Here is a 14401-nt window from a genome sequence, read left to right as displayed (position 1 = left end):
TGATGCAGTCCATGCCATTTCGTGCCGCTTTACTGTCGATTGTGATGGCCGTGCTGCTGTTCGGCATCTGGGAAGCCGCAGTCGTGACACCGGAAAAATCCACAGAGATGACGGAATACGAAATGCTGATGGGTGGAGCCGAACAGGAAGCGCGGGTGCCCCCGCCTTCCGACGTGCTCAAACACGCCTGGGATGAACTGAGTAATCCGTTCTATGACAAGGGGCCCAACGACAAGGGCATCGGCATTCAGCTGGCCTATTCCCTGTATCGGGTGCTGACCGGTTATATTCTGGCGGCGTTGATTGCCATTCCCATCGGCTTTGTGGTGGGCATGTCACCCCTGATGTACAACGCGTTGAATCCGTTTATCCAGGTGCTGCGCCCCATCTCACCCCTGGCCTGGATGCCACTGGCCCTGTTCATCATCCAGGATTCAGAGACCTCCGCCATTTTTGTGATCTTCATCTGTTCCATCTGGCCCATGCTGATCAACACCGCGTTTGGTGTGGCCAACGTGCGCGGCGACTGGATCAACGTGGCCCGCACCCACGAGCTGTCACCGTTGCGTACGGCGTTTCAGGTGATCCTGCCGGCGGCAGCACCCACCATTCTCACCGGCATGCGCATTTCCATCGGCATCGCCTGGCTGGTAATCGTGGCCGCGGAAATGCTGGTGGGCGGCACCGGCATCGGCTACTACGTGTGGAACGAATGGAACAACCTGGATTTGAACAGCGTGATTTTTTCCATCCTGATGATCGGTTGCGTGGGCATGCTGCTGGACCTGGCCCTGTCCAGTGCGCAACGACTGGTTGAATACAACGAATAGGAGGCAGCCACATGTCACACGCATTTCTGGAAGTCAGCGGCCTGTCGAAGGTGTATGCAACCAAAGAAGGCAACGACTTCACCGTCTATGACAACGTCAACTTTACCCTGGATAAAGGCGAGTTTGTCTGCATCATCGGCCATTCCGGCTGCGGCAAATCCACCATTCTCAATACCCTGGCGGGGCTGGATGATCCCAGCGCCGGCGCGGTGATCATGAACAACAAGGAAGTAAAAGGCCCGAGCCTTGAACGCGGCGTGGTGTTCCAGAACTACAGCCTGCTGCCCTGGTTATCCACCCTCAGCAATGTGGAGTTCGGCGTCAAAGCCCGCTGGAAGAGCTGGAGCAAAAGCAAGGTGCGGGAACACAGCACCCGCTTTCTCAACATGGTGGGACTGGAACACGCCTTGAATCGCAAACCCTCGGAATTGTCCGGTGGCATGCGGCAACGGGTGAGCATCGCCCGCGCCTTTGCCACCCAGCCGGAACTGTTGCTGCTGGACGAACCCTTCGGTGCCCTGGATGCGCTGACCCGGGGCGTGATTCAGGAGGAGCTGGTGAAAATCTGGAGTGAAACCCATCAGACGGTGTTCATGATCACCCACGATGTGGACGAAGCCATTCTGTTGTCGGATCGCATCTTTCTCATGTCCAACGGGCCCAATGCCGCCATCGCAGAATCGGTGAAGGTGGACCTGCCCCGGCCCCGGCAACGCAACACCATTTTTCAACAACCCGGTTACTACCCGCTGCGCAATTACCTGGTGAACTTCCTGGTCAACCGCTCCGGCGAGAAACCGGATACCACCTCAGGCAAACCCAAAGAGGTAAACCCGTTAGCAGATCTGGACCTGTCCGGCGCGCCAGCAGAAGGCGCGGCGGCGGACCACACCCCTCAACATCCACGAGCAGTCAATCAATAGCAACAGCAGGAGAATCGTCATGAGTGAAGTGGCAAAAACCATTATCGCTGCCAAAGAAAGCAAAGGAATGAGTTGGGAAGACATCGGCAAAGCCATCGGCATGTCGCCGGTCTGGACCACCTCCGCCTGCATGGGCATGAACAGCATGCCAAAGGAAAGCGCAGAGGCCCTCTGCGGTGTGCTGGATCTGAGCCCCGAGATCTGCACCGCGTTGCAAAAGTACCCCACCAAGGTGTGGGATCAGGCGGTCCCCACCGACCCGCTGATCTATCGCCTGTATGAGATCGTCGGCGTTTATGGGGAAACTCTGAAAGAAGTGATCCAGGAAAAATTCGGCGACGGCATCATGAGCGCCATCGACTTCTCCATGGAAGTGGAGAAAGAGGAAAACCCGAAAGGGGATCGGGTGGTGATCACCATGAACGGAAAATTCCTGCCCTATAAAGCCTGGTAAGGTTATTCCCCCGTATCCAAACCCAAATCCAAACCCAAGCCTGAACCGGTTACAGCCGGTTCAGGTTCCCCCACAAAATCAATCACCCGGATGCCGGCAATGGTGGCCTTGTTGCGCTGCAGCAACTGCTGGTGCCTGGGGTGGGCACTGTAATCCGCCAACGCACTTTCGCTGGAGAGGCGCACATAAATCCCCACATCGTAATCCTGAATGTGCACCGGCCGGTTCGCTTGTGCCTTGTGCCCCGCCGCCACCGCTTCCACACCGGGAATGTCCCGCAGCAGGGTGAGTGAATCCTCGATCACCTGTTGCCGTTGTTGCGGCGTGCTGTCTGCGCTAAAACTCACCAGCACCAGATGATGCAGAGCGGGGGTGGAATCGGCCGGCGTTTGCGCCTGCACTGGAACGGGCCAGACCACGGCAATGCCCAACGCCAGAGCACAACTCAGTAACAGGGCGTTTATCCATTTACAACTACGAGTCTGATGCACGGTTGCCTCCTAACTTAAATCCCGTTTCTTACGCTGCCACCAGGTCACCACCTGAATTCGCGCCACATTGGCCATCACCCCCAACACCCCCAGCACGCCGATCACATTCAACACGCTGATGTCATAAATGCGGGGGCCATGGGGCGTGATCAGCAACAGGGTAAACATAATCAGAAAACCCACATCGTAAATGGCCTGGGTCTGGCGATAGGATGCATCCTCCAGACGATAGGACAGGCGATCCATCAAATAGGCGTCCATTTTGGCACTGCTGCCCTGGCTGTGCACCTGGGGCAGTTCAGACGGCGGTTCATAAATACGATCCACCATCTTGATGGCGCGACTGCCCAGGGAGCGGGCCAGCCGCACCGGGTGATAGCGCTTCTTGATCAGATCCCGGATCAATGGCTCCGCCGCGTCCATCAGATTGAAATCCGGTTTCACCAGGCGGCCAAAACCTTCCAGCGTAATAAACGCCTTGGCCGCCAGGGTGATGTCCGACGGCATCACCAGATCGTAATTGCGCATCAACGCCATGCAATCCAGGATCACCTGGGGAATATCGATCTCACTCAGGTTCAGGCCGTAATACTGCTCCACAAGATCGGCGCAATCCCGGGCCAGGGCTTCCACGTCGATGTTGTCACTGTTGCTCCACTCCACCAGCACCGCGGCGGCGGTGTCCGTTTCCTGAAAAATAATGGAGCGCACCAGGCGGATGATCTGTTCCCGGCGCTGATAACTGAGCTTGCCCACCATGCCGAAGTCCAGCATGGCAATGCCGTTGCCCGGCAGCACATAAAAATTGCCCGGGTGGGGATCGGCGTGGAACAGGCCATCCTCCAGCATACAGTTCCAGGCCACCTGCGAGCCGCGGCGGGCCAGCAGCTCCCGGTCCACCCCCATTCGGTCCAGTGCTTCTGCGTCTTTGGCGGAGGTGCCCTGCACATACTCCTGCACATTGAGGGTTTCACTGGTCCACTGCCAATACACCTTGGGAATCTTCAGCCATTTGAACTTGCGCAGGTTGCGGGCAATGCGTTCGGAGTTCTTCGCCTCAATGGTGAAATCCAGTTCGCGGCGCAGGGAGCGCTCGAACTCCCGCACCATTTCCTCCGGCCGATAGCGGCGCAGCTCCACCGACTGGATATTGATGAGCCGGGCCATGCTGTGCATCAGCCGCAGGTCCGCCTCGATGGTGCGCCGCACCCCGGGCTTGCGCACCTTCAGCACCACCCGCTCGCCCTTTTTGGTCATGGCCTCGTGCACCTGGGCAATGGAGGCGCTGGCCAGGGGCTGCTCATTGATGTGGCGGAACACCTTGGCCGGGGGCGCCCCCAGGGCCTTCTCGATCAACGGCTCAATCTCGGCGTACGGCATCACCGGCGCGTTGTCCTGCAGCTTCTCCAGTTCGTGAATCATGTCCTGGCTGAACAGATCCACCCGGGTGGCCAGGATCTGCCCCAGCTTGATGAAGGTGGGGCCCATCTCCTCTATGGCGCAACGGAAGCGCTCGGGGGGCTGCATGTTCAGCATCTGGTTGGAAATGGGCGTGCGCATCAGGCGGCTGGCCTGCTCCACCGTATTGGCCAGCCCCATGCGCCGCAACACATCGCCGAAGCCATACTTGATCAGGATGGAAAAAATCTCATTCAGCCGTTTAACGTCTTTTACCGGATTGGATAGCATGCCCATGGCAGTGGGGTTCCCTCGCAAATTGTTGTTATTGGGCTGTAAAATCGGGTGATTATTTAGGGTGTTATGATTGTTGTTATAGGCTTGCGCCGACCCCAGGCATCATAGCCAGAGCCGGCCCCGTACACCACTATTGCCAGCCATTCTGTGACCTTTTGCCCTGTTTTTATAACTCTATAGATTCCATCATACACAGGTGCAGTCAGCATTTACCAGCTCAGGGAGGCCACCGGCAATGGGATCCGCCATCCATAACCGTCTACTGAAATCCGTCAACGCGTTCCTCACCGACCACCATGCCCGGCAGGAGGCCACCCGCCCCTGCGAATACGCCCGCCTGATCATGCTGTCCGCCCCCTTTCGCGGCCTGGAGATGGTACTGCGGCCCCACCACGGCCAACGCAACTGGACCCTGGGTTCCACCACCGGCGTGGACTTTTACCTGCGCCACCCCAGCCTGCTGGATTGCCACCTCAACATCGAACACCTGGACGACCTGTGGATGATCACCACCCACCCGGACAGCGGCGGCTGCATCGTCAACGGCGAACCGGTGGGCACCGCCGTGCTGGAGAACGGTGACCGCATTGCCATCGGCGCCTTCGACTTTGTGTTTCTGGAAGGCTGCGCCCCCAACCCGAGCCGATAGGCCCCGCACTTTGCCCTTACCCGCAATCATAGGCTAGAATTCCAACACCCCGGCCGAACAGCCCGCTGTCGCCCGGGGTGCATTACATTAAAAATATCTGGAGTTCTTTTATTTATGAAAAAATTCGCCTTGAGTGCGGCCATGTTGATGGCGGCCAGTGGACCCCTGTTTGCGCAGGATCCGGGTGTGTATATTGGGGTTAAGGGTGGCAGCTTTAAAATTGACGCCGAGGAACTGGATTCCAACGATCCCAACGGCAAAGGCTTTTTGGTTGGATACAACCTGGGCAACGGCGCCGCCATTGAGTTCGAGCACAACAAATCCGACACCTTCCATGCTGGTTTATCCGGTTACTACGGGCCCCAAGTGGAAGGCGAGATCGAAACCAGCGCCCTGTACTTTGCCTACCGCTCCCAGGGTACCGTGTTCTTCAAAGTCAAAGGCGGCATCCTGAAAGAAGACGTGACCGCAGAAGCCTACGGTGACAGCGCCGATGAGAGCGACACCGGCTTGTCAGTAGGTGCGGGCTTTGGCTTCAACCTGGGTGACGTTGCCCAGATCGAAGCGGAATACACCATCATTGAAGAAGATGTCGGCTATTTGAGTTTGGGGCTGAATCTGCGGTTCTGATCGGGTGGAGTCAGGACTGAGGTAAGACCACAGCAAGACCAAAACCGATGCGCTTTGGTCTTGCTGAACCCAATCAAACATAACGCACAAAATTATCCCGATCGAACTTCACCCGCGGGAAATACACCCCATCCTTAGCCCGTTCGCCGGCACCCACCACCATCACCACCTCCGCATCCCGGGGCAGTTTTAGCAGCTTGCGCACCCGCTGCTCGTCCATGCCTTCCATGGGGCAGGAATCAAAACCGTGGGCACGAAACGCCAGCATCAGGTTCTCTGCCGCCAGGGCGGTGCTCTTGATGGCCCACACCCGCATATCGGATTTGGTGAAGGGCCCACGGGGCATGGGGCGGAACAAACCGGCCACATTGGACAGCGCCTTCTTCGCATAGCCCACCGCGTGCAACGGCCCCTGCCAATAGGTGAAGGCCACGCCCTTGCTGTAGAAATCCTTCCAGTGTTTTGGAATCTTCGGCTGCGGCCACTGATCTATATTGAGCTTGGCGATCTTCTTCCAGTTATTGGTGCGCGCCACCACCACAATCAGTTCCGCCGCCGTGGTGGCCGCGTTCTGGCTCATACAGGCTTCCACAAGCTTGGCTTTCTTGTCCGGCGACTGCACCACATGGAATTCCCAGGGCTGCAGGTTGCAGGAGCTGGGGGCAATCAGGGCCAGGTCGATGCACGCGCCCAGCACCTCCCGCGGGATCGGCGTGTCGGTGAACTTGCGCACCGAGCGCCGGCTCTCCACCACCTGAGTGAAGGCCTCGCCCTGGGTTTGCTCCGGGGCCGGTTCGTAATACCGCTTCTTCACGTTGTAGTCGTAACCGTCCACCGTGGCGCCCCGGCGCAGGGTTTCCTTGAGGTCGTCCATAAAGTTGGAGCGGGTTGCGGAATCTTTCATCTCAGTTTCGGCCATTGTTGTTATCCTGCTGCTCACTCGTGTTAATTGCTTGATTTGATTATTTGATTTGGTTTTTGAATGGACTGTTTGATCCGTTCAGCCGCCCCGATCCTATGTCCCAAGGGGCATCCATCAGGCTTCCCACTCTATCAGGAACCCTATCAGGATATAAGGTGTATACATGACCGCACTCGGCGTGCAAGTCACGCGATACGGGGCATGGAAAGAGCATGCTAGCCCGAATGCGCGCGATCGGGGGGAGTCAAAATGGGCAAAATGGTGGGGAAAGGCGCCATCGTCATTGGCGCCGGGGCGAGCTGGTGCACCAAGTTTCTGGCATCGAAGGGTAACCCGGATTACAAGGGTACTGAATTCCTAAAGTGGGTCTGTTACGAAGTGAGCAACTGCCCAACCGGCACCCCAAGCCCTGCCGGAGGCGGACCGCTGTTGGGTTCGTCCATTCATTTGCAACTGGAACCACTGCTGCCCGGCCATGTGCCGAAAGTGGTGCGCACAGAGGTGAGTACTTTGTTGAATTGGAATTAGGTGGGGTGGGAACCAGGTGCAACGTGGCTTCCCGGTGAGAAAGTGCGCGCCCCTGTGATCCGTTGGGATTTCCCAGTGGGTGAATCTGGTCTCCCAGTGATCAATGGGGGCTTCCCAGTGGGGAATTTGGTTTCCCAGTGATCAATGAGGGCTTCCCAGTGACGGAAACTGACTCCCTGTTAATCGATTAGTGCTTCCTGCAGCAATTGCGATGATCTGTTTGGCTCCTCGCTACGTTTAAAGTACGATCTTGATGCAACATTAGCCAACTTTTATACTGAGCCACCTACATCTATCCATTCATGAGTACACTAGATGACTTATGAACACGAAAATTGCCCGTTTTGTCAGATTGCAGATGCAAACAATCATCATCGCGTTCTAGAACACAATGATCATGGCTTTGTGATTCGTGACGGGTTCCCGGTGTCGGAAGGCCATTCGCTCATCATCCCCAAGCGGCATGTACAATCGTTTTTCGAGTTGACCCCGGCAGAACGCAACGCCTTACTGGAACTGCTGGAGACTGCGAAGGCAGATCTGGACCGGGAATACAGTCCCGCTGCGTACAATATTGGCATCAACGATGGCCCCGCGGCGGGGCAGACCGTTCCCCATGTGCATATCCATCTGATTCCCAGGTTTGACGAAGCCGGGGTTGACCCCAGAGGCGGCGTGCGCTGGGTCGTACCGGAAAAGGCCGACTATTGGAGTGGCCGCAAGTGAGTTTGCAGGAATACGAACACAAACTCTCACGCCTGCGCATGAACACACGAGGCGGCGATGGCGGCGAAAAAAGCCCACATAAAGTCGCACTGCTGTTGGCCGTGATGGACCTGATCGAGCAACAACACATCCAGCGTAACCAAATCTACTTTGATCAAACACTGAGGGCAACATTCACCAAACATTTTGAGCGATTGGCCAACCCCAATGATCGAAACAACCCACACCTTCCCTTTTTTCATTTACGCAGCAGCGGATTCTGGCATTTCAAACTGAAACCGGGTAAGCAAGATGCCTTTGCGCAACTGAGCACGGCCTCCGGCCCCGGTGTAATCGACCAGCATATTGCCTATGCAACCCTGGACGATGAGTTGTTCGAGTACATGAGCTACCAAATGACCCGGGAGTATTTAAAATCAGCCCTCATGCAGAACCTTGCACCCGAAGCGCGACGAGAATTGTTGCAGGCAGGAAAGGACGCTTGGGATTGGCTGGAATGCGAAGCCATAGTGCAGGATTACTTCGCCATGCTGGAGCAAGAGATCATTGGCAATAAATATAACAAAGCTGCACACCGTCGAGCTTTGCTAACTAAACTGCGTAACCGATCAGAAAGCTCCATTGAGTTTAAACACCAAAATATTAGTGCCATTTTGATTGAATTGGGGCAGCCCTACATTTCAGGCTATAAACCAGCCTTTAACTTTCAGCGTATGCTGAAAGATGTTGTGCTGGCGCATATTGCGGCAGATTTGAAAACGTTGAATACCTTCGCCGATGCTGCCTCCCAAGCCGTTGAGTACAGGCAAAATGCGGTGGATTGGAACAGCGTATTGGATCGGGAGTTACCAGACCGTATCCCTCAGATCCAAGAAGCTCCACGAGAATACCTCGCCCGCAAACCCAACTACGCAGAACGTGAGCGAACCAACCGTTCGTTGGGGGAGCAAGGTGAACGCTTTGTTCTGGATTTTGAGCGCTTCCGACTGCAACAGGCGGGGCGCCCAGACCTGGCAAAGGAAATCCGCTGGGTCAGCAACGACGACGGTGACGGCGCAGGCTTTGATATACAGTCCTTTAATGTGGAACGAGAAGAAGAACTGTATATAGAAGTCAAGACCACCAGCTGCGGGAAATACCATCCGTTCTATATTTCGGACAATGAGTTAGCGTGTTCAAAAGACAACGAGGCGCAGTATTGCTTGTACCGGGTGTATGATTTCAGGGCGAGTGCGCGGTTGTTTCAGTTGGAGGGTGCTGTGGATCGTCATGTTAATCTTCAGGCTAAGAATTATATGGCTAGTTTTGGGGAGCGGTGAGGGCATGGAGATCATGAGTTGTGATTTTGAGTTGGCAGCGATTGGGTGTCGGCTTTCGACCCTTAGCAGACATTTGAAATACATGAAAATTAATACAGACGGAATTTAGATGAGAACCATAAGCCGGATCAAACTACATAATTTCAAGCGGTTCAGGGGTTTTGAAGTTCCTCTGGACGAAAGGCTCAATATATTGGTTGGTGAAAATGAATCTGGCAAAAGCTCGATTTTAACGGCAATTAATCTGGTGCTCAGCGGTAGTAGGAGCCAAGTCGAAAAGATAGGGATAGAACGCCTTCTGAATTCACAAGCTACCGAGGAATTTCTGACTTCTGAAAAAAAGTATGAAGACCTTCCGGTTACGTATGTTGAGCTGTGGTTAAACGAGCAGAATAATTTCGAGCTGCGTGGTAAAAATAATTCTGAAGATATTGAATGTGACGGGCTGCGTATGGAGTGTTCGCCTATAGACGCCCTAAGCGGGGAAATCAAAGAGATTCTGGAATCAGATGATATAAATTTTCCTTATGAGTACTATGCCGTAACCTTTTCAACATTTCAGGGCGATCAATATTCGGGATATAAAAAGTACCTGAAACATATCGTGATCGACACCGCCCTAATCGGCAATGATTACGCCATCAGGGAATATATTGGCGGCATGTATGAAAATTACGTGGAAGGCCCTGAAAAACATAAGCATCAAAATGAATACAGAAAGTCAAAGAACGATTTTAGAGATACAGCACTGGCAGCACTGAATGAGAGAGTTCAGGGGTATTCCTTCTCGGTCAAAAACGATGTCAAAACCAACCTGAGAACAGACCTCACTATCGTTGAAAACAACATAGACATTGATAATAAGGGAAAAGGCAAGCAGTGCTTCATTAAGACTGAATTTGCGCTTCGTCGCGCAGAAAACCCTGCCAGCAAAATAGACGTGGCGCTTATCGAGGAGCCTGAAAACCATCTCAGCCACATCAACATGAAAAAACTCATCGAGATGATCGGTAATTCAGAGGACAAACAGCTAATTATTGCCACCCATAGCAATATGATAAGCGCAAGACTGGACTTAAGAAAAACAATTCTGCTTCATTCAAGCGCACAAAATCCGCTTCTATTGAACGGATTACCAGAAGATACGGCCAAATTTTTCATGAAAGCGCCCAACCACGGCGTGCTGGATTTTGTTCTATCCAAGAAGGTTATTCTTGTTGAAGGTGATGCGGAATTTATGCTCATGGAGGGGTTCTTTCAGGTCGTGACGGGGCGTTCAATGGAAAGTGCCAATATTCATGTTATATCAGTTGGAGGCACAAGCTTTAAGCGCTATCTGGACATTGCCAGTATTTTATCGGTAAAGGTCGTCGTTATCAGGGATAATGATAAAAATTATGATGCAAACTCTGTGCAGCCATATGACGGTTATCAGGGAGAACATATCAGAATTTTCAGCGATACCGATAATGACCGCTACACTTTTGAAGTCTGTATGTACGCCGATAACAAGGATGTTTGTGACCAGCTATTTGCAGAAGGTCGGCGCACTTTGTCTGTTCAGGACTACATGTTGAATAACAAAACAGAAGCGGCTTTTTCTCTCCTTGAGCATGGTGTTGATAATCTGATAGTTCCACAGTATATCAGGGATGCGATAACATGGATAAACGCATAATCCTCGCAGTTGCTGGCTCCGGTAAAACTCGCCATATCATTGATAGCCTTGATCTGAATCGCAGATCATTGATCGTCACTTACACAAACAATAATTACTACAATATCAAAAGCCGGATAATTCAGAAATTTGGATATTTGCCGGATAATATCTGTTTGTTTTCCTATTTTTCATTTTTATACTCGTTTTGCTTCAAGCCGTTTCTTCTGACTAAAACTGGGGTCAAAGGAATCAGGTTTGATCCTTGCGCGAATAAGTTTGCCAAGGGAGATAAGCGTTATATTGATAGCAACAGTCGGGTTTATTCAAACAGGCTTACAAAGCTCATTATCGAGAAAGGTGAAGCCGAAAGTGTTTCGGCAAGAATTTCAAAATATTTTGATGATGTGCTTTTCGATGAAATTCAGGATTTTGCAGGAAATGACTTTAATTTTCTTCCTTATGTTGTGAATACTGATTGCAATGTGCTTTTCGTGGGTGATTTTTACCAGCATACCTTTGATACAAGCAGGGATGGAAACACTAATGCAAACCTCCATAAGCAATTAGACGGGTATCTCGACAAGGCCAAGACTATGGGGCTTGCGGTTGACGCCGATACGCTTGATAGTAGTTACAGATGTAGCCCTTCCGTATGTAAATTTGTCGAAGCTAATCTCGGCATCGCTATTGGATCGAAGCGCGAGGATGAAACTGAAATTCTTACATTGGATGATGAAACGGACATTAGAGATGCCTTTAACGATAACGATATCGTAAAGCTTTTCTATCAGTCACGGAGCAAATATCCATGTTTTGGAAGGAACTGGGGCGAATCCAAAGGGGAAGACCGCTACAACGACGTTTGTGTTGTACTCAATAAAAGCACCTACAAGCAGTATAGTGAAAACAAATTAGTCGAATTAAATCCGATAACTAGAAATAAGTTATATGTTGCTATTACGCGCACAAAAGGACGATTGATTTTTGTCAGTGAGCAACGGGTAAAGTCGATTTTGAAGTTATGAAAGAGCTGCCACAATCGCTATTTGATGTTTATTCCCTTGCGTTGCCTCGTGGCCATGGTTTTGGTAGCGCACCACCAATTGGAGCATGGCAAAGTAATGATGGCTTGGCATATGCCGTGATTACTCATGACGATGGTAGCTCTATTTTTGGTGTGCTGGCTGTTAGGCGTCGTATAGATCAAACATGGGTAATAATATTTCGTGGTGATGGCTTCTCTTCATTCGAGGAGGCTTTCGGCCACATTCCTACTTTGTTGAAAGAGGGTGAACCTCCCGAGCCGCTTCCCCCTAATACAGCGCCTCGACCATTGTTACATGATGTATGCAATAGAAAACCATCCGATATTTTTAAGCTTTTATCAAAGCCATCTCATCATGTGGCTGCATGGATGTTGAATCAACTGTATCTTTCTCTGCCGAACCCGGATGCGAACTGGGCTAGTGACTGTCAAACCGATAATTTTCATACCCGATTATGGGAGGCGCAACTACTGGCTAGCTTTAGAGAGCAAGGCTTGATGGTGTCCCAGTCGCATCCATCACCAGACTTTTTAATTGAGAACAGACACGGCGCTGAGGCGTGGGTTGAAGCTGTAACTGCTAATCCAAAAGATCGCTATAACCATGTAAACAGTACTCCAATTGACCCACCTAAAGACAGGAAAGAAAGGTTATTAGGAAGTGCTGCAGAAAGGTTTGCCAAAACACTAGGGAATAAGTTAGCCAAAAAATACCATGAGTTAGAGCACGTTAGCGGGAAGCCTTTCATCATTGCTCTAGCAGATTTTCATGCCCCTTCCTCAATGACATGGAGCCGCGAGGCACTGATATGCTATTTGTATGGCACGTACCCTGTTGTTATGACGGATGCGGGTGTACAGTTTGCTTGTGCTGAATCTGTAGAAAATTTGCTGGGGGAATCTGCATTCCCTGCAGGACTGTTTGCTGATAATCAACGCAGCGAATTATCAGCTATTATTTTTACCAATGCTTGTTCAATAGCAAAGTTCAATCGTGTTGGATTGTCAGCAGGTGCATTAGCAAAGGGTTTAAAATACACTCGTATTGGGGAGTTTTTTGATCGCAGACCGAATGCTCTGAAAGGCATACCTTTTTGTCTTGATGTTACAAGTCAAGAATACCGGACATTATGGCCTCAAGGATATGAGCCATGGTGTGCTGAACTTGAGGTCTTCCATAACCCGTATGCAAAGTATCCTGTAAAGCGGGAACTGCTGCCAGAAACAACACACTGGTTTGAAAAGAATGGTGAGATTGTTTGCAGCTCATTTTACGAGACGGCTATTTTATATTCGAAAACCATTATTCAGGATGAGTCAGAACCGACTTTAGAAATAGGTGATTTTTATGGGGATCGCTAAAATTGACCTTCTTCTGAGAATTACATAAGGGGAATGAAATGGATGTCAATGAAAGTAGAGATATTCTCATCCAGCATCATGGTCTTAAAAATACTGGTGATGTCTATACATTTTATTATGATGAAACGAATAACATCCGAAAACTATATCTGAAAGATGCGGGCCTTAATGTCCGCAAGACAGATAACTTCATTCTCGCGGGAATACTACATAAAGGGTTAAGTACCGATAGTGATTATTCAGCTCTCTTTAAAAATCTGAATCTTCAAAAAAGTGTCAGTGAGCTAAAGCTAAAGCATATTGCTAAGGGTGATTTTTTGGATATGCTTAAATCTGATAAGCTTTTCATTATTCTAAGCTGGCTCATCGAAAACAAATTCTACATCCATTATTTTAATCTCAATATCATATATTGGTCTGTTATTGACATCATTGATTCAATTATAGGGGAGCTGCATCATCCCTTTTATATCATGAATCACATATCACTTAAGAGCGATTTTTATGAGCTTGTAAGTAGCGATCCTGGCGTCTTCCTAAATGCTCTATACGAATTTAACTATCCAGATGTTCCAGAAGAAAAAGCGCATGTGTTTTGCCTATGGCTTATCGATTTTACACGCATACACGGTTGCATATTGCCTGACTTTCGAGCGAATGTACTCGAAAATCTGATGAAGGAATCTCTGAAAATCGAAGACTTACCGTTCATATCAGGATTTCATGGTCGAGAATTGATCTCCAGCTTTATGGTTTTTTATTTAAGAAATCTGTATCTATTTAAAAACTCCAAGCATATCTTTGATGAAGAAAAGAGCATTCAGGAAGACTTTAATGGATTCCCATTAACCGAAAATGGTGTGCCAATTCGGAATCACGCTTTTGTTAAATCGCATGACTGCAAGGCAGTTCAAATATCCGATGTTATTGCCGGTTTTTTAGGAAAATATTTTTCCTATTTAAAAGATGTAAATGACGAGCAATTAGCGCTTGATAAATCTGGCTTAACTAGCAACCAACTCAAGACGCTTACAGCCTTAAAAGATATCATTGATGTTTCTGATGATGTTAGCAGAGGATTTTTTAATGTTGTTAGCAGCGAGGGAGAACAAAGAAGAAATAATTGGTTTTTACATGGTGTAAAACTATAGGTCTAACGTCCGCTTA

15 protein-coding genes are annotated in these 14401 nt (G+C 50.5%); 12 read left to right on the top strand and 3 right to left on the bottom strand.

Features of this window, described 5'->3' with window-relative positions; genetic code table 11:
• The first annotated feature begins 2 nt into the window (after positions 1 to 2).
• The 3 genes from ntrB to cynS are packed head-to-tail and all read left to right on the top strand — an operon-like array spanning position 3 to position 2207.
• Entirely contained in the window at positions 3 to 830 is an 828-nt protein-coding gene (gene ntrB, locus D9N14_RS02925) for a nitrate ABC transporter permease (protein ID WP_411267917.1), read from the top strand.
• An 11-nt stretch (positions 831 to 841) separates the two neighbouring features.
• A complete protein-coding gene (locus D9N14_RS02920; RefSeq protein ID WP_290576699.1) occupies positions 842 to 1753 on the top strand; it encodes an ABC transporter ATP-binding protein in 912 nt (303 codons plus the stop codon).
• Positions 1754 to 1772: 19 nt separating this feature from the next.
• Positions 1773 to 2207, top strand: a complete 435-nt coding sequence (cynS, locus tag D9N14_RS02915) for a cyanase (protein ID WP_317622564.1) — start codon at positions 1773 to 1775, stop codon at positions 2205 to 2207.
• Between the two features lie 2 nt (positions 2208 to 2209).
• Here cynS and D9N14_RS02910 read toward each other — a convergent pair whose 3' ends face one another.
• On the bottom strand, positions 2210 to 2698 hold the full coding sequence (locus D9N14_RS02910) for a Dabb family protein (RefSeq protein ID WP_290576697.1): 489 nt from the start codon (positions 2696 to 2698) through the stop codon (positions 2210 to 2212).
• 9 nt (positions 2699 to 2707) lie between these two features.
• Positions 2708 to 4393, bottom strand: coding sequence for an ABC1 kinase family protein (locus D9N14_RS02905; RefSeq protein WP_290576695.1), 1686 nt, complete (start codon positions 4391 to 4393; stop codon positions 2708 to 2710).
• A gap of 235 nt (positions 4394 to 4628) precedes the next feature.
• On the opposite strand from D9N14_RS02905, the gene D9N14_RS02900 reads away from it, so the two are divergent.
• The gene (locus D9N14_RS02900; protein WP_290576693.1) at positions 4629 to 5042 is read left to right on the top strand and encodes an FHA domain-containing protein; all 414 of its coding nucleotides are present in this window, start codon (positions 4629 to 4631) and stop codon (positions 5040 to 5042) included.
• Between the two features lie 114 nt (positions 5043 to 5156).
• A complete protein-coding gene (locus tag D9N14_RS02895) occupies positions 5157 to 5672 on the top strand; it encodes an outer membrane beta-barrel protein (protein ID WP_290576691.1) in 516 nt (171 codons plus the stop codon).
• 73 nt (positions 5673 to 5745) lie between these two features.
• Here D9N14_RS02895 and D9N14_RS02890 read toward each other — a convergent pair whose 3' ends face one another.
• Positions 5746 to 6591, bottom strand: a complete 846-nt coding sequence (locus D9N14_RS02890) for a nitroreductase family protein (RefSeq protein ID WP_290576689.1) — start codon at positions 6589 to 6591, stop codon at positions 5746 to 5748.
• 252 nt (positions 6592 to 6843) lie between these two features.
• Between D9N14_RS02890 and D9N14_RS02885 the strand changes: the two genes are divergently transcribed.
• From D9N14_RS02885 to D9N14_RS02855, 7 genes are all read left to right on the top strand, one after another.
• A complete protein-coding gene (locus D9N14_RS02885) occupies positions 6844 to 7122 on the top strand; it encodes a hypothetical protein (RefSeq protein WP_290576687.1) in 279 nt (92 codons plus the stop codon).
• A 315-nt stretch (positions 7123 to 7437) separates the two neighbouring features.
• Positions 7438 to 7848, top strand: a complete 411-nt coding sequence (locus D9N14_RS02880; RefSeq protein WP_290576685.1) for an HIT family protein — start codon at positions 7438 to 7440, stop codon at positions 7846 to 7848.
• Positions 7845 to 9167 carry a DUF3883 domain-containing protein gene (locus D9N14_RS02875; protein WP_290576682.1) on the top strand — a complete coding sequence of 441 codons (1323 nt, stop codon included), beginning with the start codon at positions 7845 to 7847 and terminating at the stop codon, positions 9165 to 9167. The genes D9N14_RS02880 and D9N14_RS02875 overlap by 4 nt, the downstream gene beginning before the upstream one ends.
• A gap of 109 nt (positions 9168 to 9276) precedes the next feature.
• Positions 9277 to 10845 (top strand): ATP-dependent nuclease, encoded by a 1569-nt coding sequence (locus tag D9N14_RS02870; protein WP_290576680.1) that lies wholly within the window; start codon positions 9277 to 9279, stop codon positions 10843 to 10845.
• Positions 10830 to 11852, top strand: a complete 1023-nt coding sequence (locus D9N14_RS02865; RefSeq protein ID WP_290576678.1) for a hypothetical protein — start codon at positions 10830 to 10832, stop codon at positions 11850 to 11852. The genes D9N14_RS02870 and D9N14_RS02865 overlap by 16 nt, the downstream gene beginning before the upstream one ends.
• A complete protein-coding gene (locus D9N14_RS02860; protein WP_290576677.1) occupies positions 11849 to 13234 on the top strand; it encodes a hypothetical protein in 1386 nt (461 codons plus the stop codon). Before D9N14_RS02865 ends, D9N14_RS02860 begins: the two co-directional genes overlap by 4 nt.
• A gap of 38 nt (positions 13235 to 13272) precedes the next feature.
• Positions 13273 to 14385 (top strand): DUF3800 domain-containing protein, encoded by a 1113-nt coding sequence (locus D9N14_RS02855; protein ID WP_290576675.1) that lies wholly within the window; start codon positions 13273 to 13275, stop codon positions 14383 to 14385.
• The last annotated feature ends 16 nt before the right edge of the window (positions 14386 to 14401 follow it).

Source organism: Ketobacter sp. (assembly GCF_003671495.1).
In the GTDB taxonomy this organism is placed as follows: Bacteria; Pseudomonadota; Gammaproteobacteria; order Pseudomonadales; family Ketobacteraceae; genus Ketobacter.
This window is presented reverse-complemented; position numbering and strand designations above follow the sequence as displayed.

Coding starts and splice junctions, on each gene's coding strand:
- ntrB (WP_411267917.1), top strand. CDS start 3: ATGCAGTCCATGCCATTTCGTGCCGCTTTACTGTCGATTGTGATGGCC.
- D9N14_RS02920 (WP_290576699.1), top strand. CDS start 842: ATGTCACACGCATTTCTGGAAGTCAGCGGCCTGTCGAAGGTGTATGCA.
- cynS (WP_317622564.1), top strand. CDS start 1,773: ATGAGTGAAGTGGCAAAAACCATTATCGCTGCCAAAGAAAGCAAAGGA.
- D9N14_RS02905 (WP_290576695.1), bottom strand. CDS start 4,393: ATGGGCATGCTATCCAATCCGGTAAAAGACGTTAAACGGCTGAATGAG.
- D9N14_RS02900 (WP_290576693.1), top strand. CDS start 4,629: ATGGGATCCGCCATCCATAACCGTCTACTGAAATCCGTCAACGCGTTC.
- D9N14_RS02895 (WP_290576691.1), top strand. CDS start 5,157: ATGAAAAAATTCGCCTTGAGTGCGGCCATGTTGATGGCGGCCAGTGGA.
- D9N14_RS02890 (WP_290576689.1), bottom strand. CDS start 6,591: ATGGCCGAAACTGAGATGAAAGATTCCGCAACCCGCTCCAACTTTATG.
- D9N14_RS02885 (WP_290576687.1), top strand. CDS start 6,844: ATGGGCAAAATGGTGGGGAAAGGCGCCATCGTCATTGGCGCCGGGGCG.
- D9N14_RS02880 (WP_290576685.1), top strand. CDS start 7,438: ATGACTTATGAACACGAAAATTGCCCGTTTTGTCAGATTGCAGATGCA.
- D9N14_RS02870 (WP_290576680.1), top strand. CDS start 9,277: ATGAGAACCATAAGCCGGATCAAACTACATAATTTCAAGCGGTTCAGG.
- D9N14_RS02865 (WP_290576678.1), top strand. CDS start 10,830: ATGGATAAACGCATAATCCTCGCAGTTGCTGGCTCCGGTAAAACTCGC.
- D9N14_RS02860 (WP_290576677.1), top strand. CDS start 11,849: ATGAAAGAGCTGCCACAATCGCTATTTGATGTTTATTCCCTTGCGTTG.
- D9N14_RS02855 (WP_290576675.1), top strand. CDS start 13,273: ATGGATGTCAATGAAAGTAGAGATATTCTCATCCAGCATCATGGTCTT.